Here is a 20,483-nt window from a genome sequence, read left to right as displayed (position 1 = left end):
TGCCAGGGACCTGCCCGCCCGATCGGACCGGGTACGGACATCCGTGTGGGCCACCCACGCGCTCTACGCCCTTCCGCCCGCCGAGTTGGACGCCGCAGCCGAACGATTCGTGGCTGCGCTCGCCCCCCGGCGGCCTCGGTCTGGTCGCGCAGGCCACGGCGGCCTCCCACTACCTGGCGTTCTACGACGCCTTCCGGGCAGGCGTCCGCGAAGCGACCCCGTACACGACGGCCGAGCAGGTGCGTGACGCGCTGATCCGAGCCGGCGCGGACGTGCGCGACCAGCGCGTCACGTACACCACCGGTACGTCCGATCGCGTTGTCGTCGAAGGGTTTCTGCAACGCTGCGCCTTCGACGACTCCGTGTCGCTCGAGGAGATGGAAGCAGCGCCGGTGCTGGGCGACTACCTCGCCTCCTGCCGCGACGCGTCGGGTTCCTACACCTTCTCCCACGAGGCAGCCCTGCTGTGGCTCTGAACGAACCTGTGGATCTGACGAACGAACGGCTCCCCGAGCAGAATCGCGCCGGCGGTATCGACCAGGACTGGGCCGGCGACGATCAGGACTGGTGGGATTGGTACGTCACGCTTGCTGCCAACGACCAGGCACCCACCGAGTTGGTCGACGGGCCCGGCCTACCCGACGCCCCGGCGGCATCCGACGAGCAGGTCGAGCGTGAGCTCGCCGAGCCGTACGAGCTCGACTCGTCCGCGGTCGAATCCTTCGCTCGGGAAGCGTTCGTGAAGTTGCCGGCCGTCCTGTCGCCTGCGGTGGTACGACGCCTCGCCGAGCGTCTGGAGGATCTGCTGCGCGCCGAGCATGGTGAGAACGTCGCAGGCCGGTTCACCGCGCTCGAGCAGATGTGGCTCCACGACGACCTGATGCGCGCCGTAGCGCTGTCTCCCCGGATCGGGGGCCTGGCCGCAGCCCTGCTCGGAGAACCGGCCGTTCGGCTCTACCACGACAATGCGCTGTCCAAGGAGCCCGGTTGCGGCCGCACACCCTGGCACCACGACGCGGAGCATTTCCCGCTGCAGACCGTCCAGGCGGTCACCGCGTGGATGCCGATGTCGGCGATCCCCGGCCGAATGGGTCCGCTGTCGTTCGCCCGCGGCCGGGAGGTGCTGGCCGAGGTCGCGGACCTGGAGTTCGACAAGGTCGGCACGTCGTACGACGAGGCCGTCGCCCATCGCTTCGTCGAGCGTGACGTCGCGGTGTCGTCGGAGCCGTTCGAAGTGGGAGACGTGTCCTTCCACTCCGCGCTGTGCTTCCACACTGCCGGGCCGAACCGAACGACACAGCCGCGCCGAGCGTTGGCGACCACCTACTTCGCCGACGGGGCTCGTGTCGTGGAATCGCCGACGCTGATCAGCGGCACGTGGCGCGAGTTCCTTCCCGGCGTCGAGCCCGGCGGTCTCGCGGCCTCCGAACTCAACCCGGTGGTCGGTCGCCGCGACTGAGCCGACCGTTTCAGTGGACACACGTACACTCGATTGCGTGGGGACCACATCTCAGAGCACCCAGGAGTGGGGCGAGCTCGGTGAGCTCGCTCTTCGCGAGCTGGCGTCGGCCGCGGGTGGTGTTCGCAAAGTGCACTCGGCCATCGCACGACGCACGTTCGCTGCCGTGCGACTCGGCGTCGGCCCCGCCGTCCTACCGACACAGCTGATGCACGACGCGATCGCCGCCGGCACCTACGCGACCATCGCGGCCGCCTGCACCGGCGCAGCCAAAACAGTCAGTGCGCTGACCGGCAGTTCCGAAGTGGCCGACGACGAAGCGACCGAGGACGACCCTCGGCCGTCGCCGTCGCACACCACGTACGGCGCACAGACCATCGCGATCCTGCACGGTCTCATCGGCGACGACATGGAGCACACCGCCCGAGTCCTCGCCTACCCGATGTCGATACGCGTCGACGGACGCCCTGTGCCCCCGAGGTACCGCGCTCTGGCCACCGCTTTTCCCGAGGCGGGAGCACACCTCGTGCTGTTCCTCCACGGGCTCGTCGAAACCGAATCGGCATGGCGGCTCGGGGGGGCGACCCACGTACGGGGAGCGGCTGGGTTCCGAAGCCGACACCACCTCGATCTTCTTGCGTTACAACACCGGACGTCGCATCGCCACCAACGGCGCGGACCTGTCGGACCTTCTGGAACAGCTCGTGCCGGCATGGCCCGTACGGGTTCATCGAATCACCCTGGTCGGTCATTCCATGGGAGGCCTGGTGTCGCGCAGCGCAGCACACCACGCTGCGGAGAGCGGCCGCCGATGGGTGGACCTGTTGACGGACGTATTCACCTTGGGAACACCACATCTGGGTGCGCCGCTCGCACGCGGCGTTCACGTCGCCACAGCAGCTCTGGCACTCGCGCCCGAGACCCGGCCGTTCGCAAACCTACTGGCGCGTCGAAGCGCCGGAGTCCGCGACCTCATTTACGGATCGATCACCGCAGACGAGGGACATGCCAGCTACGCCGACGGATTCGACGTCGGAGTTGCCGCGGACATCTCGGTACAGGAGGGGGTACGGCATCATCACGCGTCCGCGGTCGTCACCGGAAACCCGCGACACCCGGTCGGAATCTTCGTGGGCGACGGCCTGGTACGCACCGACAGCGCCGGCGGACGGAACAAACTGCGCAACATAGGACTTCGTCCCGACGACGGTCTGGCCATCAACAGCGCGCATCACTTCACTTTGCTCAACGACGAGAGAGTGTACGGCTGGATGCGAAAAATCCTGGTCGATCGATCCCGGCCGTGATCTACTTTTCGGCCAGACCTGTTGCCGTAGCAAGATATTCACGCGAGTCTCGATACGTCTGCGCCACGCCGCGCCCGGCGATAGCTCGGTACCGACTGATCTGATCGTCATCGAGAAGATCGAGCACCGTGCTGGAATCCGCATGCATCCAACCGCCGTCTCGCACCAATTCATGGGGCCGTTTGCCCTGCAACGCTGCAATCCCTTCGACCCTGATTCCGTTCGGATCGGTCGACACCGCGAGGTAGTAGGCCTTCTTGCCCGAGTAACCGGCCTTGACCTTCGAGCGAAGCCGCAGGACCGCATCGGCCGCGTCATCGACGGCGGACGACTGCTCGTCGGAACCCGATTCGGCAGCGGAGAGTCGCGAGATCTCAGCATCCAGTCCAGCAAGCAAAGTGGCGAGGTACTCGAGATCGCTCATCGACCCATGATGCCCTACCGCAGGAACTCCTGAACCAGCACCCGAGGGCAATGGTATCCATACCTGAGGAGCGTGCGCGCATTTCCAACCCGGACAGAACGAAGGTATCCACCACATGACGCAACTCGGTCTCGGCCTTGCCGCACTCGGACGCCCCGAATACCTGACTGTCGGACACTCCGACGCCGTGGACGGCCGATTCGATCCGGCAGCCCTGGAGCAGCTCTGCCACGCAGTACTCGACGCCGCGTGGGAGAACGGAGTTCGGCACTTCGATGTCGCGCGCTCCTACGGTTTCGCCGAGCGCTTTCTCGGCAGCTGGCTGACTCGACAGCCGCATAGGCGTCAAGACCTGGTGATCGGATCCAAATGGGGATACGCCTACGTCGCCGAATTCCAGCGGGGAGCCGAAGTTCACGAGGTCAAAGAACACTCCGTTGCCCGTCTGTCCGAACAGTGGCCCCAGACCCTGCGCGACCTCGGCGGTGCGCCCGACCACTACCTGATTCACAGCGTCACCCCGGACAGTCCAGCTCTCGGCGACACTGCACTGCTGGACGACCTGCGTGCAATAGCCGAGAGCGGTACCCGAATCGGCATCAGCACCAGCGGGCCGCATCAAGCCGACGTGGTGCATGCAGCGCTGGAGATCGGGGTGTTCAGCTCGGTACAGTCGACGTGGAACCCCCTCGAGCCGTCCGTCGGCCCGGCCTTGGCACGCGCACACGAGGCCGGCTGGTTCGTTGTCGTCAAAGAGGCGATGGCCAATGGCCGACTCGTCGCGGAAGATTCGGCACTTGCCCGGGTCGCGGATTCGGCCGGGGTCGGCCGTGACGCCCTCGCATTGGCGATCGCACTCGCGCAACCGTGGGCAGATGTCGTGCTCTCCGGCGCTGCCACCGCGGCGCAACTCGAACAGAATGTCGCTGCACTGTCGATCGACCGCGAACTGATCGCAGCGGCCGGTTCGGACATTGCAGAGAACCCGAAGAGCTACTGGGACAACCGCTCTCGCCTGGCGTGGACGTGATCCCCTGAACGGGCTCTCGAGGACGAGTTCACGAAGCGATGCGACCGACCGCCGTGCCGGACGGTGAGTCGAAATCCACGACGCGTTCACAGGGTCGTTGTGCTCCGGTGACAACGGAGTCCGAAAAGTCTGGCCTCGCGGGCCGTATCGCCCCATGACGGGGGTCATTAGTGTCGTGAGTCACAGCACTAGCGAGGGGATCGAACATCGTGTCCGGCATTGACTATCTACCGTGGAACTCAGACGCAGAACGAGCGGACCTACCATGCATTCGCGACGACAACGAAGAGTTGACGTACGCCGAGTTCTCAACGCGTGTAGATCGTTTCGCTTCCTGCCTGCTGGCCGATGGAATCACGGCGGGCGATGTGATCGCGGTGATGCTGCCCAATCGCGTGGAGTTGTTGATTGCCATCATGGCAGCGTGGCGGATCGGTGCAGCAGCGACGCCGGTCAACCCCACCTTCACATACACCGAGGCCGGCTATCAGATCGACGACGCACGCGCGGCCATTACCATCGTCGAGGACGGTGCGTCTCCGATCGAAGGAAAAGTCATCCGTTCGATCGATGACATCACCTCTCGCACAGTCGGACTCGTCGATGTGGAGCCGGTCGGCCCGGCTCCGGAGGATCTGGCGCTGCTGATCTACACATCGGGATCCACTGGACGCCCGAAGGGTGTGGAACTGACCCACTCGAATTTGCAGTACATGGCCGGAGCGATGGCCACGCACTTCGGATTGACCAGTGACGACCACAGCCTGCTCATTCTTCCGCTCTTCCATGTCAACGCGATCTGTGTCAGCGTGCTCGCCCCGCTGTCGGTGGGCGGTCAGGTCAGCATCACCGGCCGCTTCTCGCCGTCGAGATTCTTCGACGACGTCGCGCGGCTGCGCCCGACGTACTTCTCGGCCGTCCCGACGATCTACGCGCTACTGACCGCTCAGGCCGACGACATCGTCTCCGACACCTCGTCCCTTCGATTCGCAGTGTGCGGTGCCGCTCCCATCTCGAAGGAACTGCTGGATCGGGCCGAAACGAGATTCGGCTACACGATCGTCGAAGGGTACGGACTCACCGAAGGAACATGTGCGTCGGCGTGCAATCCCCCCAACGGTATTCGTAAATTGGGTACCGTAGGCCCTGCCCTCCCCGGCCAATCGATCGCGATCGCCGACGAACACGGAACGCTACTGCCGGTGGGTGGCGTCGGCGAGGTCCTCATCTGCGGCCCCAACGTCATGCGCGGGTATCTCGATCGCCCCGACGAATCCTCGGGAACGGTCGTCGATGGATGGCTGCACACGGGCGACGTGGGCCGCCTCGACGAGGACGGTTACCTCACTCTCGTCGACCGCATCAAGGACATGATCATTCGCGGGGGTGAGAACATCTACCCCAAAGAAATCGAGAACGCACTCGCCACTCATTCCGAGATCCTCGAAGCCGCCGTCGTCGGGGCAGCCGACGACGTCTACGGCGAAGTGCCTGTCGCCTACGTCGTGACCTATCCGAACTCGGATGTGACGTCCACCGATCTGCTCGATCATCTGCGCGCCCGCCTCACCAAAGTCAAACTGCCCGTTGCGATCCACGTCGTGGACGCCTTGCCACGCAACCCCGTCGGAAAGATCGACAAACCCGGCCTGCGCCGCACCCCCTCGGCCACGCCCGTGGCTGAACTCCACTCGCCGTACGACACGCGTCACTCCTGGTCCGGATTACCGGACGAGGTGATCGTTGCTGCCCAAATCCTTTCCCGAACAGGAGCACTCATGGGATTCAAAGAAGGAAACTTCCCGCAGGTCGACCCTGCGACATTTCTCGATCTACCGTTCCGCGAACGACTACGGGCCATGTCCACCCACTGGGCCGACCACGGATTCGGCACCCCGAAGATGGTCCACACCATCTACCTCCTCAAACTGCTGGTCCTCTACATCGGCGCAGGAGTGGCAGTGGCCACCCTGACCTCCGGCCACAATCCGCTCGACATCTCGGCATGGTGGAACGAGCCGATCGTCTACCAGAAGCTGCTGCTCTGGACTCTGCTACTCGAAACCGTAGGACTGGGCGGATCCTGGGGTCCGCTTGCCGGACACTTCAAACCGATGATGGGCGGTGCGCTGTTCTGGCTTCGACCGGGAACCATTCGCCTGCCACCGTGGCCGGGCAAGGTGCCCCTGACCACAGGTGACAGCCGTACCGTATTCGACGTCGTCGTATATGACGCCGTACTGGTCAATATCGTTGTTGCGCTTACACTTCCCGGCGTACACACCAGTTCGATCGACTCCGCGCTCGCGGACAACAACGGCCTGGTGCGCCCCGCACTGATGATGTCACTCGCAGCCCTGCTGGTGGTGATCGGACTGCGAGACAAGGTCATCTTCATCGCCGCCCGCGGTGAGCAGTACTTCCCCGCACTCTTGTTCTTCGCGTTCTTGCCCTTCATCGACATGATCATCGCCCTCAAACTGCTCATCGTGACCGTGTGGGTCTGTGCCGGCATCTCCAAGCTCGGCCACCACTTCTCCATGGTCATCCCTCCCATGCTCTCGAACACGCCCTGGATTCCGTCGAAGGCCCTCAAGCGAGCGCACTACCGAAACTTCCCCCACGACCTTCGTCCCTCCAGAGTTGCCGGCGGGGTCGGCCACGTCCTGGGCACCCTCGTCGAGGTCGCTACTCCTCTCGTTCTCCTGTTCACCACCAATGCTGTTGTCGCACTGGCCGGTGTCGGATTGATGGTGGCGTTCCATCTGTTCATCACCTCCACGTTCCCGCTCGCTGTTCCCCTCGAGTGGAACCTGCTCTTCGCCTTCGCTGCGGTGTTCTTGTTCCTCGGCTTCCCCAACGCCGACGGCTACGCGGTATGGGACTTCTCGTCGCTCGCGTTGCTGGCACTCATCGTCGCGGGTCTGGTGTTCTTTCCGATCCTGGGCAATCTTCGACCCGATCTGGTCTCGTTCCTGCCTTCGATGCGGCAGTACGCCGGCAACTGGGCCTCGGCGACGTGGGCGTTCGCCCCGGGATGCGAGGACAAGCTCGATCAGTTCATCGAGCGTCCCAGCCAGAACACTCGCACCCAGCTCTTGGCCAGCTACCCACCCGAGGTCGCCGACGTCGTGATGCACCAACTTCTCGGCTGGCGTTCGCTGCACAGCCAGGGACGCGCCCTGTTCTCACTGATGATGAACCATCTCGGGGACGACATCGACACCTACACGCTCCGCGAAGGAGAATTCTCCTGCAACTCGATCGTCGCGTTCAACTTCGGTGACGGGCACCTGCACGACGACAAGCTCATCGCCGCAATCCAGCGCCGATGCAACTTCGCCCCGGGAGAATTCCTGGCGGTGTGGATCGAATCGCAGCCGATTCACAAGAACTATCAGGAATATCAGGTCATCGACGCCGCGCTGGGAGTCATCGAACGCGGCACGTACAAGGTCGCCGACGCATCAACGAACAACCGTGGTTGCCCAACGGCCCCATCCCGGTCGATGTGACATGGACACTGGACATCGACGCCAACCGCGCCGCCACCGACCCCGGCACCGTAGAGGAACCCAAGATGCGCGACACCACCGCAACCGAGTCCGGCGACTCCGTCGTCGCACCCACATCACAGCGGGGTCACCGAGTATGAGCACCGCCGTAGTCGTCGGCAGCGGACCCAACGGGCTCGCTGCCGCGGTACACCTCGCCCGCTCCGGAGTCGATGTTCAGGTGCTGGAGGCGGCCGACACGATCGGTGGTGGCACCCGCAGCGGCGAGCTGACGGTGCCCGGTGTAATTCACGATCTGTGTTCCGCGATTCACCCGATGGGCGCAGGTTCTCCGTACCTCGCCACTCTCGATCTCGAACGCTACGGCCTCGACTGGAAGTGGGCCGAGGTCGATTGCGCCCATCCGCTCGACGGCGGTGACGCCGGGCTCATCTTCCGCTCCATCGACGCCACCGCAGACGGGCTCGGTCCCGATGGGACTCGCTGGAAGCGAATGTTCGGAGATATCGCACGCAATTTCGATGTCCTTGCGGCGGACCTGATGCGCCCGATAGCGAACGTGCCCCGACACCCGCTGCCTCTCGTCGCTTTCGGTCCCCGCGCCTTGCTGCCTGCCACGGTCGCAGCGCGGTGGTGGCGCACCGAGAAAGCGAGGGCCTTGTTCGGAGGTGTTGCGGCACATACGTTCTACCGGCTGGACCGACCCGCCACCTCGGCCGTCGGACTGATGATCACCGCGTCCGGGCATCGCCACGGTTGGCCGGTGGCAGAGGGGGGCTCGGAGGCGATCTCCCGATCGCTGGCATCGATGCTGCGCGACTGGGGCGGCAAGATCGACACGGGGATCACCGTTCGGACTGCCTCCGACATTCCCCGGGCCGATATCGTTCTTCTCGATACGTCACCGAGTGCTGCACTGAAGATCTACGGCGACGCCGTACCGAACCGTGTTGCCAAGGCCTACAGTAAGTTCCGTAAAGCCCCAGCAGCCTTCAAAGTCGATTTCGCCATCGACGGTGACGTTCCCTGGACCAACTCCGACTGCGCTCGTGCCGGTACCGTCCACCTCGGCGGAACGTTCGAGGAGATCGCAGCGAACGAGAAGGACATCACCCAGGGCAGGATGCCGTCGCGCCCCTTCGTTCTGGTCGGTCAGCAGTATGTAGCCGACCCGACGCGGTCCGCGGGAACGATTAATCCGCTGTATGCCTACGCGCATGTGCCCAACGGGTACACGGGAGATGCAACGGAAGCCGTCATCGCCCAGATCGAGCGGTTCGCACCGGGTTTCCGCGACATCATCGTCGCAACGACCGTGACGTCACCGGCAGACCTCGAGCGCTCCAACCCCAATTACGTCGGTGGAGACATAATCGGAGGTGCGAACACCGAGCTGCAGGTGGTGCTCAGACCCCGAATCGCCCTCGACCCCTACAGTATCGGCGTCCCCGGGGTCTACCTGTGCTCGGCGTCGACCCCACCGGGAGCAGGCGCACACGGCATGTGCGGCTTCAACGCCGCCGAATCTGCCTTGAAGTACCTGAGAAAGTCCGCGAGGGTATTGCGATGACGAGCCCGGGCTCCCAGGAACGCAGGGCGGTGGCACGTGGGCGGTTGGCACGAGTACCTGCAACCGCCGCCGACGATGTCCTGATCGCCTCCGCCGGCATCGCCCGGTCGCTGGCGGCCAGGGAAAGCGACATCGTGCGCTCGATGACCAGTCTTCTCGCACACGACATCGATCAACTCGACGAGGACCCTGTCCTGGTCGAGCTCCTCGAAGCATCCGTGCACGGAAATGTCTCGACCATCATCCACGTGCTGGCCAACGACATACCCGTCGACCATCTTCAGCCCACCACAGCCGCTGTCGAGTACGCTCTGCGCCTCGCTCAACGGGATGTACCTTCGAACTCCCTGGTGCGGGCATACCACATGGGACAGAACGACATGATGCGCCAGTGTTTCGAGCAGATCCACAAGCTCGAACTCGATACCAGCCTCGAACTACCTGTGCTGGAACATATTTCGGACGTGATCTACAACTACATCGACTGGATCACCCTGTTCGTCTTCGATGCGTACGAAAGCGAGCGAAGACGGTGGATCGGTGCCCAAGGCAACGTGCATTCCTCCACTATTCACACTTTGCTGGCCGACAAGAGCGAGAACTCGACAGCATTCGAGAATCAGACCGGCTACCGGCTCGATCAACAACACCTTGCGGTCGTGGTCTGGGACAGCGCACCCGACGCCGCAACCACCCTCGGATCGATCGATGACATTGCCCGCCGCACTGCAGCTTTCGCCAAGTCCAATGGTCCTCCGATCATCACGGCGATCGATCGGCGAACAGTGTGGGCATGGATTCCACTCGGTTCACGAACATCCGCACTCGATACCTCGGAGCTGTCCTCCGTCCTCGAACTCGACGACTCGACCCGCCTGGCCGCGGGTCTTCCCGCATACGGAATTCAGGGCTTTCGTCGCTCGCACGAGCAAGCCCGCGCGGCGTACTCGGTCGCAACCGTCCCCGGCACCCCCACTCGATCGATCGTTGGATTCGGTGACAAGGGAGTGGCGATCGTGTCGCTGCTCGCCCAGAATCTGGACTCGACCCGAGCGTGGGTGTGGGAGAGGCTCGGTCCACTGGCCGAGGACACACCGGCTGCAGCCATTCTCCGAACAACCCTGAACGCCTACTTCGCGCACGACGAAAGCCACCTGCGCGCAGCACAGCACCTCAACCTGCATCGAAACACCGTCAAGTACCGAATCAACAAAGCCCTGGACCAACACACTGTGAGCGCCGACAAACTCGACCTCGCCCTCGCACTTCAAGTCTGCGAATTCCTCGGCCCATCGGTGCTCAAACCGATGTGACCCCTGGACAGCCACCTCGGCTGTCTCGACCGACCGAGCCGAATCGGCCCCTCACATTCGAATACCTGACTCCGATCGGCGTCGGATTCACGAATGCGAGGAGCTGATCCGCAGCGGCGGTGTGGCTGGTGAGGCACAGTGGATGCTGCCCGCCGTACGGGCCGTGCAGATGGGTTGTACCTGAGCTTGTCGAGCCGGTGTCAGGCGACATAGTGGTGTTTGGGACGATTCGGGCATGACGACGAACCGGCAGACGCCCTCCGACCATGGGGACAAGGACCAGGGTCGCCCCGGGCTGGACCAGCGACCCGAACTCGATGAAGTTGCCAGGGGGCGGCCGCCGGCGACGGAATTGGCGGTCAACGTCGTTCGCGGCGGTCTGATCGGTCTGGCGGAAACGGTCCCCGGGGTCTCCGGCGGCACGGTCGCCCTGGTCACCGGCATCTACACCCGGGCCATCGCGTCGGCGAAACATCTGACGGACATCCCCAAGGCCGTGGTGACGCGGTCCGACGTGCGCGCCGAGGTCCGTCAGGTCGATTGGTGGCTGCTCGTCACGGTCGGCGTCGGCATGCTGTTGATGGTGTTCTCGGTGGCGGGGATCATGGCGGATTTCGTCACGAATCAGCCCGTCTACTCCAAAGCACTGTTCATGGGCATGATCGCTATGTCGGTGGCGATCCCGTTCATGGAGATCACGCGTGGTGCGTTCCCCACCACCCGGTCCCGACTCTCTGCCGTGGCTCTGTTCGTCGTTCTCGCTGCCGGGGTCGTCGTTCTCACGTCGTTACCCGGGGCCGAGGCGTCGAATCCGTCGTTGATCCTGGTGTTCTTCGCCGCGACGATCGCAATCTGTGCGCTCGTACTGCCAGGCGTATCGGGGTCGTTCTTCCTGCTGGTCATCGGCCTGTATGCGCCGACACTCACGGCCGTCGACGAGCGGAACCTGACGTACCTGGCCGTATTCGCCCTGGGCGCTCTGGTGGGGTTGGTCAGCTTCGTTCGAGTGCTCGAGTGGTTGCTGGCGAACTACCACAATCTGGCGATGGTCGCCGCTGCCGGTCTGCTGTTGGGATCGTTGCGTGCACTGTGGCCGTGGCAGGGCGAGAACAGAGAGCTGCTGGCCGTCGGCAACGAATGGCCCGCTGCCTTGGGATTGTTCGCCATCGGAGTTGCGGTCGTGGCTGTGGTCGCCATCGCTCAGAGGCGACTGGCAACCACGCGTACGCCCTGACCGAAACGGCAGGCGTTGCCGGCCATCCACGCACCTCGTCGAAATCCGCACCGCCTGCAGGCACCGTGAATTCCCACGAGGGGCGTATTCGCGCGCGAACCCTCCACACCGGGCCCGCACAGACACAAAAACTCCGACCCCAGCAGCGGGATCGGAGCAGTGGAGCCTCCTAACGGGATTGAACCGTTGACCGCTCGCTTACAAGTATGTTGCGAGACAACCAGATACGTCCGCATGGAACCATCACAGATACTCTGACCTGCGTCAATCGTCCAGTCCGTACCACCCGAATCCACCCTCGTTCGTACCGACATGTGACACGCTCGTGACACCGAGATTCGTCTGGTAAAACCGTGTGGACCGTGGTGGATCCGCCTGAATGCACGTTGATTTGGAGCGCTCTGAGCGCTGCAAGTCGTTGCTCTCGAGCCACGACATATTCATCATTACAGTGTAGAACTCGCCTTTCGGACGGGCATTTGAACCCCTAACCTCCTGGTAGTAACTCACACGGTTTCGCGGACCGGTGTGGATCCATATACACCCCCTGAGCTGACGATTCGGGAGTTCAAGTGCCCGCCCGAGTTCAGGTGGGAACATCCGAACCGAGATCAAAGTGTTGAGCGAGTTCCGGGGTCGAGCGTCTTCCGAAGTCCGACGAAGTCAATCGACGTCGACCCGGTAGGCAAGGACCGTTGCCACCTGGGCTGGGCGGTTCCGACCGGTCGCTGCAGCGACAAGTACGTATGTCCGACCATGGAGCAGGTGACTGCACAGATCCTCACCTTTTTCGACATGTGAACACGACGGCCTCTGGCACGCCAGAGGCATAAACCTCAGTTACCGCACCGTCAACGCATCTTGACCTACGCAAGCGATCGTGACGGCGCCCCCGTCGGTCGAGCAGGTCTACTACAGTCAAGAATCGACCCTCTACCCGGAGATGTCGCAAGCGTGGAAGCGGCAAGAAAACTCGGGGCAATTCAGAGTGTCGAGTGTCTCACGGGTCGAACTTTTTTTGCACGGCTCCGCCGAAGTCTCCTTTAGTCAGGACAGGGGAAGATCGGCCAGCGATTGGCGGTCCTTCTTTCGGTCGACGTAGGTCAGGTCCATATCTCCGACCGTAAAGCGGTCGGTCCAATACGTGCCGGTGATGTACTTGGGGAGTCTTCCGACCACAGTGAACTCACATGCCCCTCGGTGCGGAGCGCTCCGCGGGCGGTGTTCCGCCCGCGGCTCGTTTCGGTACGTGTAGGTCAGCAGCGTTTGCTCTTTGCTTTCGCCGTGGTTGCGCAATGATGCGATCTCCGACATCGAAGAACTCTCGGCCGTCAGCAGTCGCACGCTGATCGTCCAGAACGTCTGCTCAACGACCACAGCGCTTGTGATCGGCCCCCAGTTCCCACCCTTCGGAATTCGACTCTTCTGGTGCGGCCGGATGGTCGTGCGCCAGGTTCCGTCCATACGTGGTCGCCCTACCAATATATGAACCCCTGGCCACTTCCAGATCCAGAGGTCGAAAGCGACAGCGAGTAACACGGAGGCGGACGGAATGTAGGCGAGAAGTCGTCGCATCGAGTCATCGATATCGACGCCGCTGAGGTAAAGCCCAGCGCCCCAAACCGCGCTGACTGCAACGGCGACGATCCGGACAAGCCGAGCTTGGTCCTTAGACATTAGTAGTCCAGGTACTGCCAGGTCGCGAGCACGAGTTCACGTGCATCGCCCGGAGTCCATTTGGCTCCGGGGTGGAAGAGATACTTCAACCCGTTCGGTTCTTCCCAGTCTGTCCGCACGTAGTTCTCTTCCTTCAATCCGTTCCACAGCCACACGAGCACGGACTTGAACCCGGCGCTGAGATCCGACCCACCCGTGAGTATCTCGTCCTGCACATTCCAGATAAGACACTCCATGAAGTAGGACGGCAGGTCGCTGATGGTGCCGTCTGCGACCAATTGGTTCTCTGCACTCTTCAGAGCACGTGCGAATCTCTTGTATCGGCCGTTGGTCCGTCCGTTCTTGGCCGTGCCGCGGTCGAGTTGCTGTTGCGGGTAGTTGACAATGGGCGATCCAGTTTTCGGGAACACCTTGCTGCCTCTATGCTGCCGGGTTTGGTCGGACGAGTCGTAGCGGACGTAGTCAAAACTTGGGACCACGTCTATGTCGGGGCGGGTGCCGTCGTGCTCGTCGATGGTGATGGCGACGACTCCGGACCCGGAAACCTCGCCTGGGAATTTTGCATCTAGCGCCGCCAAGATTTCGGCGCGCCAGAGTGGCGGTGTCCAATCGCCGTCATATGTAGGGGTCCCTTCACTCGACGGTTGCTCGCAGCCGTTGTACTCGTAGTAAAGGCACTCTCGGTTTTGCACCGCGATGTCGACATCACTGTCGAGGCGGACGTTCGTGTTGTTGGCGTAGGAGCCTTTCGCGTAGATGTGGTACGCCACGCCATTGAAGGCCGGCCACGCGTCAATGGCGCTCTTGACCATCCGTAGAGCGCGGTCCTGCTTGTCCTTCTCGTAATCGCTCGACGGCATCACCCAACGACGAAGAATCGCTTGGCGTTCTACAAGGTTCATATCTGCTCCCGGTTTCTCACCAGGAGGCTACAGCTGGGCACCGACAGTTCTAACTATGCGATGGAGCCCGTGACTCCAAAAGCCTCTGACAGGCGACAACGAAATTGCGAGCACGTACGTGATGCGAATCAACGAGGGCGACCCGGCGGCTCTAGGGTCGCGAGACCGTCACCTCCAGGCAGACTGGCTATAAGCCGATGTCGTTGACGGCATTCCCAACGAGTGGGGTGTGCTCGCGGCGGTACACCTCGACCGAGTCGAGGCTGGCGTGGCCGGTTTGGCGGGCGATGGCGGATCCGTCGGCACCGTTGCGGGTGCTGTGTGACAAACCCAGCGCGCAGGGAATGACCTCCGAGCTTGGCGAGAGCGGTTGGGTCGAAGCCCGCGTGGTCAGCACGGCGACGGATGGTCTGGTGGATTGCTGCTCCGGACAACGCAGTGTCCCCCAGGTTTCCGTTCTTGGCGATGGCGCGAAACAGCGGCGCGCGAGCGGCGGTGCGAGGTACTCCCCCACGGCACACGTGCGCGTCGAACAACTCCCGTTTACGGAGCAGCCTAATCACCGACGGCCTGCCGCCGACGTCGAATGCGCCGACGATCTGGACCCAGCGAACGTACGCGCATGGCGGGCAGGTCTCGTGAGAGTCGGTGTACGGCAGCGCTTTCACCGCTCCTCTGCCCTCTTGGTCGGTCTTCGACTTCCGCAACCGGATGTGGAGGCCGTCGTACCGATGCACAGTGACGTCCCCACACGCCATCTCTGACAACTCGCTCCGGCGGTATGCGCCGGCGAAGCCGAGGAGCAGAATTGCCGAGTCACGGCGTTCGAGGACCTCGTCGGCCCACCCGCGACACCGCTTCCGGGCCGTCTCGACAAGGAGTTTCATGTCATCGACAAGCAACGGGTCTCGCGGGGTGCGGGCGCGGTCCCCCGCGGCGGCGTACTCCCGGCGTATCCCGGACAGGGTGGCGGTGACGAGTTCGTGTGCGGACGGGGAGAGGTGTCCGGTGGTGCGGTGCTGGTGGTTGATCGCGGCGATCCAGGTCCCGAAGGTAGAGACGGCGTAGGACCGCTCCCCCCGCTTCGGTGCGGGTATCTGCGGCGTCGACGAGATACGCGGCAACGGTGACCGGGTGCGCCGGCAATGCGGCATGTCCCTCGCGTTCGCACCAGCGGGCGAAGCGTCGCCACCCGGCGGCGTAGGTGCGCCGCGTCCCCTCCGACCGCGAAGATTCCACCGCTCTCGCGATCCGCTTCGCGACGGCCGGTGGGATCTCCGGCTCCACGGCCGCAGTTGCAAGTTCCACACGGCCGACCGATGTGCTCACCGCGGGTGTTCTGCCTGGCCGGAAGTCGATAACGGCAGCCTAGCGCAGGTCACCGACAGAGCTGCGGAGCGAAAACTGTGCTGAACTGGCGTTTCAGCCAAAACGGTGCGGAAAATGCAACTTACCGCGGGGACATCCGATGTACTTATAGACGTTGCTCGATACTGACCGTCGTGCAATGCGGTGGCGAGACTTCCGGCCCGAAGTCATTTTCACGCCGACGTTTCATCGTATCTTCGAGCATCTCCGTACGAACGCATCCAACCACTGGGTACAAACCGGAATACAGACCAGCTGGTTGCTAGCGCGACCTTCAGTCATTCGTTACTGTGCCTAGTTACCAAGGGCAGCGAGGTGCGGGAGGCGGCGTTAGATGCCAGGGGAATGGAGAGCAGTGGTCACCGGCGCAGGTTCTGGGGTCGGCCGCGAAATTGCGTTGCAGCTAGCAAGCCAGAAATGGTCACTTGCTCTCGCGGACAACAACTACGACGCACTGCTGGACACGCAGTCCCGATGTGCTGCTATGACCACCGTCGCACGCGCGACCCAAGTCGACGTCGCCAACCGGACCGAGATCAACTCGTGGGCCGAGTCATCACGTAGAGCGCTTGGCGGTCTCGATGCGATCTTCAACGTCGCGGGCGTTCTCTACAGGGGTGACGTCATCGACACTCCCACAGCTGACTTCGATCTCGTGATGGCAACCAACTTCGAGAGTGTGGTGAATAGCTCTCGCGCCTTCCTTCCAGACATCCTGAATTCACGTCGAGGTCGAATCGTCAACGTGTCGTCTGCATTTGGGGTTATGTCCGCACCAGGCTACTCGGCGTACAACTCGTCGAAATTTGCCGTACGAGGTTTCACCGAGGCCCTCAACCAAGAGCTGCGGCTCGCATCACGAACTGCGCGTGCGACGTGCGTTATCCCTGGTGGACTCAAAACGCCGATCGCACGGACGGCACGGGCGGCACCCGGCGTTGATCGCGCGCGAACGGCGAATTTTTTCGACACCCGCGTAGCCAGAACCGCCCCTAAAGTGGCAGCCCAGAAGATCATTGCGGGCGCATGGAAGGGTAAGTCGCAGGTGACAATCGGAAATGACGCCCGCCTCATCGACGTAACCACGCGCCTACTCGGCTCTCATTATCAACATCTGCTGCCTGCGCTCCAAGCACTGCGGCGGCGCTGAGAAGCCGTCACCAATTAACATTTCACTCACCAGACCTGCGGGGGTCGGTCAACCATGTCGAATAGCTGGATCCTGATTGAGACGTTCGGAGACGGGGAGCCGTCGGTCATCGGGGTTGGGTCTTCGCCCAAATCCTTTGTTCCACCTCGTAAAGTTCTCCGTAGCTCCACCAGCCGCGAAGAGGCAGTCGCCGCGGTAGCGGAGGCGCTTTCTACAGGAGCCGTAGTGGATCGGCTATCCAAAGACCGAGTCAGGCGAGTAGTGGCCGAACCACTACAAACGTTTGCTGCCCGTACGCATGGCGCGTGGGTATGGCTTGGCCAGCGTGACGAGACTCCACCTCCACGCCACGCCGCGGGGGCGTGGCAGTTCAACCTCACGAATAGCACGGCAAGCGGTAGCGACGATCTACTCGACCTGTATCGCGTTCCGCAAGACGAGCGCGAGACCCAGCGCGCACTCGCGGGCGCGTTCACCCGACTGGTCACCAACCGTGACGAGAGCGAAGCAATGGCGAAGATCGTGCAATCAGCGCCGGGCACCACTCACCAAGCGGTCTGGACAGTGAGGCGGGACGACGGTGAACTTCGGGCCGCGCACTTCTCGTGCCGGATGATTGCCGAAGACGGGGTTTCGGGAACCGAAGTCATCCTGAGGGGTATCACCCACGACATCGGCCCCGCAGGGGAAATCAATATCGCTCCCCCACCTACGATTCTCGAGCATCGCGTTCTGGAGGCTTCCACCAAAGAAGGCGAGTACCGCGCACTGGTGAACCTCAGAACACTCAACTTGTTGCGCTGGTACAACTCTGAACCCGCACCGGATATCTGCTGGGAAAACCTTCCTGGCGAACCGGTACCTGCGATTCATCCGGACGACGTACCAATTGCGAAGCAAATGTCGAACGCACTCGCACGCGAACGCGCCAACGGCGTGCTTCGCTTCAGAACTCTTGACGGAAATTGGAAGCCGATGACAATCGACGCGGTTTTAGTTTCACTCGATCAGCACACCACGGCCGCACTCGTCACTCTGACCGAATTGTGCAAGTAGTAAATAATTTCGCGGATTCATATGGATCCACAGAGACCGCTGCGGACCGAGAAAGATGGGAACCATTGGGACCCAGATCAGTTTTATAGTTGCGTGATTTACAATACCTGCGCGCGTGTCGTGCGAGCATCGCGCGTTCGACTCCATGCAGCTGCCACCGTACGCGTCGACACCCCATACGTTTCGGCAAACGACTCGATGCGCTCCTCGGTTTCGGGCTTACGCCCACGCTCGATGTCGGCGAGAACGGTGTTCGACATCCCGAGCAGCTGCGCAGCGTCGCCCTGAGACAGCGCGGCGTGCACCCTAAGGTCGGACAATTTCAGCTGAGACTCCGGGATCGGAACAAGCGCTGCGACCGACGTGTGCAGTGCGTTCGCAATTCGGCCAAGCGTCGCAGGCGGTGGCGTCGAGCGCCCCGTTTCCCAGGTCGACACTGCTTGCCTGGTCGCGCCCACCTTGGCCGCAAGGTCGTCAGCACTGAACCCCGCACGTACCCGCAGCTCACGCAACCGGTCGGCGCGAAACCCACGAACTCCGCTTCGCGGCACTGTCCCCAACTCCCTGTCGAACCTACAAGACAGTCCCATCTTGCTCGATCCACCGCAGCCTCGAACTCTTGTGCGTTTTATAGTTGCGCGTTACTGTTGCATCCATGCACCTATTCGATTTGAGTTCCACGAAGCAGAACGGATTGCGCGGTGCACCTAACCTGTTCTACAGTCCTGATGCGCGCCCAAAAGGGATTCCTCGGTGCTTGTCGTTCTCAGCACTGCTTGTAGCGCGGGACATCAGGTCGGTCTGTTCGCAGGTTCCGTCCGATCTTTCCTGTCGGGAGTTCCACATGTTCGCGTCTTTCGCCCTTGCCGCATCGCAATTGCCATCGACGGCTGAGATCAGCAATTGCCGTCGTCGAAGTTCAGCGTTGGGCCGTTACGGACAAAGTGCGACGGCAGGTGCATTCGCCCGACATCGCCGCTTTCGCCGGGGTTACGGGGGCGAATCAAGGTGAGTGCCGCACGGGATGCGATGGTGCCAAATTTCCTCCCGCAGAAACAGTTCTGCGCGTCAATCGTCGTAAATCGGACACATGGCGACTTGATTGCCTGCTCGCTCGACCACGGGCATTCCGGTCGCCACCAATACATCGGTGACGACGGAGCCCTGCTAGCCGAGTGGAGTCCATCCACATCGTGCAAGGAGCGGTCCATTCCTACCCGTAAGCCCTAGACCTGACAGTCCGGACTGCAACCCGACTCGGGTGGGCTTTCGCTGATAGTCCCACTCGTGAGCTACAGGAGCTCCCCCGCGCCCTGTAGCTCGACCGGTGGACCGGCGCGAGGGTCGCGCAGTGAGCGCATTCATCATGTTCAGCGCTGCGCGACCCCGCCGGGACATCACTCCTCGAGATCACACCCGTCCGCACAGAAAGGATTCCGATACCCGATGTGGATTTTTCAGCAGCCTTGGTTCTGGTCGGTGGTGTTCGGCTAGATCTAAATGAGTAAGTGAGGCAATCGGATCGACATCCACACATGCCGATGCGATTGCCCCACATAGCCTCCCTGCTGGTCAATAGCTGAATTGCTCGACCGATCTGAGATCCAAATTTGTTGTAGGTCAACAAATCTCAAAGGAGATATATCACCATGCCGACTCGCTCTTCAACTAAAGCACGCCACCGTGCGATCCCTCGTCCTGTCGCAGCGTCAGCGACAGCAGCGCTCACTTTGACGGTGGCCGCGATGTTCACCGGCGCTGGATTCGCCGTTGCCGCGACAGGGCAGCCCGGGGTAACCACAGAAGTTCCCGGCGGCCAGCCGAGCGTCACTGCACCGTCCCCGTCGGTATCGCAGCAAGATTCAGGCACGACGGCGGACTGGCAGTACGTCGGCCCCTACGTGCCACCGGCGGAGTACCGCAACGCACCGACCCGTTCGGTTCCCAACTACAACGCGCCGATCTACTACAGCGAACCCAAAGTCGAGCAGACGCCGCCGACGCCTGCCCCACAGCCCTCGACCGACGCTGTACCCGAACCTTCCAAGGACGAGACGGTCGTAGCACCGGGTACGCCGGTTGCTCCGATTCAGGCCCCGGACAACACCGTTCGTTTCGGTGCTATCTCCGGCGAGAAGCCAGGTTGGTTGAGCCAGGACGACGCGGACCGTGTCAACAACACCGCCGCTGTGCTCGAAGCCCAAGGCGCGACGTACTTCAACAACCTCGGTATCCCGACGACACGCTCGGACCGGATGGCTGCCGGCACCTCGGCAGGCGTCCTCATCGGAGGAACGACCTCCGCTGTCACGACCTACGCAGTCGTAGCACCAGCGGCGATCTTGGCCGGCGGCCTGATCGGCGGCACCATCGGCGGCATCACCGGCGCAGGAGTCGGGTCGGTTCTGATCCCCGGTGTCGGAGCTGTCCCGGTGGGTGTCGCCGCCACAGCCGGTGGTGCAGCGATCGGTGCAGCGG

The 20,483-nt window shown here is 62.7% G+C and carries 13 protein-coding genes and 4 pseudogenes; 12 read left to right on the top strand and 5 right to left on the bottom strand.

What is annotated here, in order from left to right; genetic code table 11:
• The 3 genes from RHBS_RS28880 to RHBS_RS10270 all read left to right on the top strand — a co-directional run.
• Positions 1 to 476, top strand: a 476-nt coding sequence (locus RHBS_RS28880) for a hypothetical protein (protein ID WP_187298436.1), incomplete at its 5' end; no start/stop codon positions are given.
• Entirely contained in the window at positions 467 to 1,459 is a 993-nt protein-coding gene (locus RHBS_RS10275) for a phytanoyl-CoA dioxygenase family protein (protein ID WP_121870934.1), read from the top strand. The genes RHBS_RS28880 and RHBS_RS10275, both read left to right, overlap by 10 nt.
• Before the next feature lie 635 nt (positions 1,460 to 2,094).
• Positions 2,095 to 2,766, top strand: a complete 672-nt coding sequence (locus RHBS_RS10270) for a triacylglycerol lipase (RefSeq protein ID WP_187298435.1) — start codon at positions 2,095 to 2,097, stop codon at positions 2,764 to 2,766.
• 1 nt (position 2,767) lies between these two features.
• On the opposite strand, the gene RHBS_RS10265 is transcribed toward RHBS_RS10270, so the two are convergent.
• Entirely contained in the window at positions 2,768 to 3,190 is a 423-nt protein-coding gene (locus tag RHBS_RS10265; RefSeq protein ID WP_121870936.1) for a phosphate acetyltransferase, read from the bottom strand.
• A 115-nt stretch (positions 3,191 to 3,305) separates the two neighbouring features.
• Between RHBS_RS10265 and RHBS_RS10260 the strand changes: the two genes are divergently transcribed.
• The 6 genes and pseudogenes from RHBS_RS10260 to RHBS_RS10235 all read left to right on the top strand — a co-directional run bounded on the left by RHBS_RS10260 (position 3,306) and on the right by RHBS_RS10235 (position 11,852).
• The gene (locus RHBS_RS10260) at positions 3,306 to 4,220 is read left to right on the top strand and encodes an aldo/keto reductase (RefSeq protein ID WP_121870937.1); all 915 of its coding nucleotides are present in this window, start codon (positions 3,306 to 3,308) and stop codon (positions 4,218 to 4,220) included.
• A gap of 209 nt (positions 4,221 to 4,429) precedes the next feature.
• Positions 4,430 to 5,890 (top strand): annotated as a pseudogene (locus RHBS_RS10255) (class I adenylate-forming enzyme family protein); the annotation flags it as partial.
• 108 nt (positions 5,891 to 5,998) lie between these two features.
• Positions 5,999 to 7,875 (top strand): annotated as a pseudogene (locus RHBS_RS10250) (DUF3556 domain-containing protein).
• Entirely contained in the window at positions 7,872 to 9,305 is a 1,434-nt protein-coding gene (locus tag RHBS_RS10245) for an NAD(P)/FAD-dependent oxidoreductase (protein WP_128645487.1), read from the top strand. The pseudogene RHBS_RS10250 and the gene RHBS_RS10245 overlap by 4 nt, the downstream one beginning before the upstream one ends.
• The gene (locus RHBS_RS10240; protein ID WP_128645486.1) at positions 9,302 to 10,618 is read left to right on the top strand and encodes a CdaR family transcriptional regulator; all 1,317 of its coding nucleotides are present in this window, start codon (positions 9,302 to 9,304) and stop codon (positions 10,616 to 10,618) included. Before RHBS_RS10245 ends, RHBS_RS10240 begins: the two co-directional genes overlap by 4 nt.
• A gap of 235 nt (positions 10,619 to 10,853) precedes the next feature.
• Entirely contained in the window at positions 10,854 to 11,852 is a 999-nt protein-coding gene (locus tag RHBS_RS10235) for a DUF368 domain-containing protein (RefSeq protein WP_121870942.1), read from the top strand.
• Between the two features lie 1,047 nt (positions 11,853 to 12,899).
• Here RHBS_RS10235 and RHBS_RS28875 read toward each other — a convergent pair.
• From RHBS_RS28875 to RHBS_RS30400, 3 genes and pseudogenes are all read right to left on the bottom strand, one after another.
• Positions 12,900 to 13,427 (bottom strand): hypothetical protein, encoded by a 528-nt coding sequence (locus tag RHBS_RS28875; protein ID WP_068373957.1) that lies wholly within the window; start codon positions 13,425 to 13,427, stop codon positions 12,900 to 12,902.
• A 101-nt stretch (positions 13,428 to 13,528) separates the two neighbouring features.
• Positions 13,529 to 14,431 (bottom strand): nucleotidyltransferase, encoded by a 903-nt coding sequence (locus RHBS_RS10225; protein ID WP_128645484.1) that lies wholly within the window; start codon positions 14,429 to 14,431, stop codon positions 13,529 to 13,531.
• Positions 14,432 to 14,618: 187 nt separating this feature from the next.
• Positions 14,619 to 15,790: pseudogene (locus RHBS_RS30400) on the bottom strand (integrase).
• Between the two features lie 364 nt (positions 15,791 to 16,154).
• Between RHBS_RS30400 and RHBS_RS10215 the strand changes: the two are divergent.
• Both RHBS_RS10215 and RHBS_RS10210 read left to right on the top strand, forming a co-directional pair.
• The gene (locus RHBS_RS10215) at positions 16,155 to 16,949 is read left to right on the top strand and encodes an SDR family oxidoreductase (protein ID WP_237669138.1); all 795 of its coding nucleotides are present in this window, start codon (positions 16,155 to 16,157) and stop codon (positions 16,947 to 16,949) included.
• Positions 16,950 to 17,003: 54 nt separating this feature from the next.
• Positions 17,004 to 18,005 carry a GAF domain-containing protein gene (locus RHBS_RS10210; protein WP_094650844.1) on the top strand — a complete coding sequence of 334 codons (1,002 nt, stop codon included), beginning with the start codon at positions 17,004 to 17,006 and terminating at the stop codon, positions 18,003 to 18,005.
• Between the two features lie 98 nt (positions 18,006 to 18,103).
• On the opposite strand, the gene RHBS_RS10205 is transcribed toward RHBS_RS10210, so the two are convergent.
• A complete protein-coding gene (locus tag RHBS_RS10205) occupies positions 18,104 to 18,556 on the bottom strand; it encodes a helix-turn-helix transcriptional regulator (RefSeq protein ID WP_094650845.1) in 453 nt (150 codons plus the stop codon).
• A gap of 1,194 nt (positions 18,557 to 19,750) precedes the next feature.
• Here RHBS_RS10205 and RHBS_RS10200 point away from each other — a divergent pair.
• Positions 19,751 to 20,483: pseudogene (locus tag RHBS_RS10200) on the top strand (hypothetical protein); the annotation flags it as partial.

Source organism: Rhodococcus sp. BS-15 (genome assembly GCF_000813105.1).
Taxonomy (GTDB): Bacteria; Actinomycetota; Actinomycetes; order Mycobacteriales; family Mycobacteriaceae; genus Rhodococcoides.
This window is presented reverse-complemented; position numbering and strand designations above follow the sequence as displayed.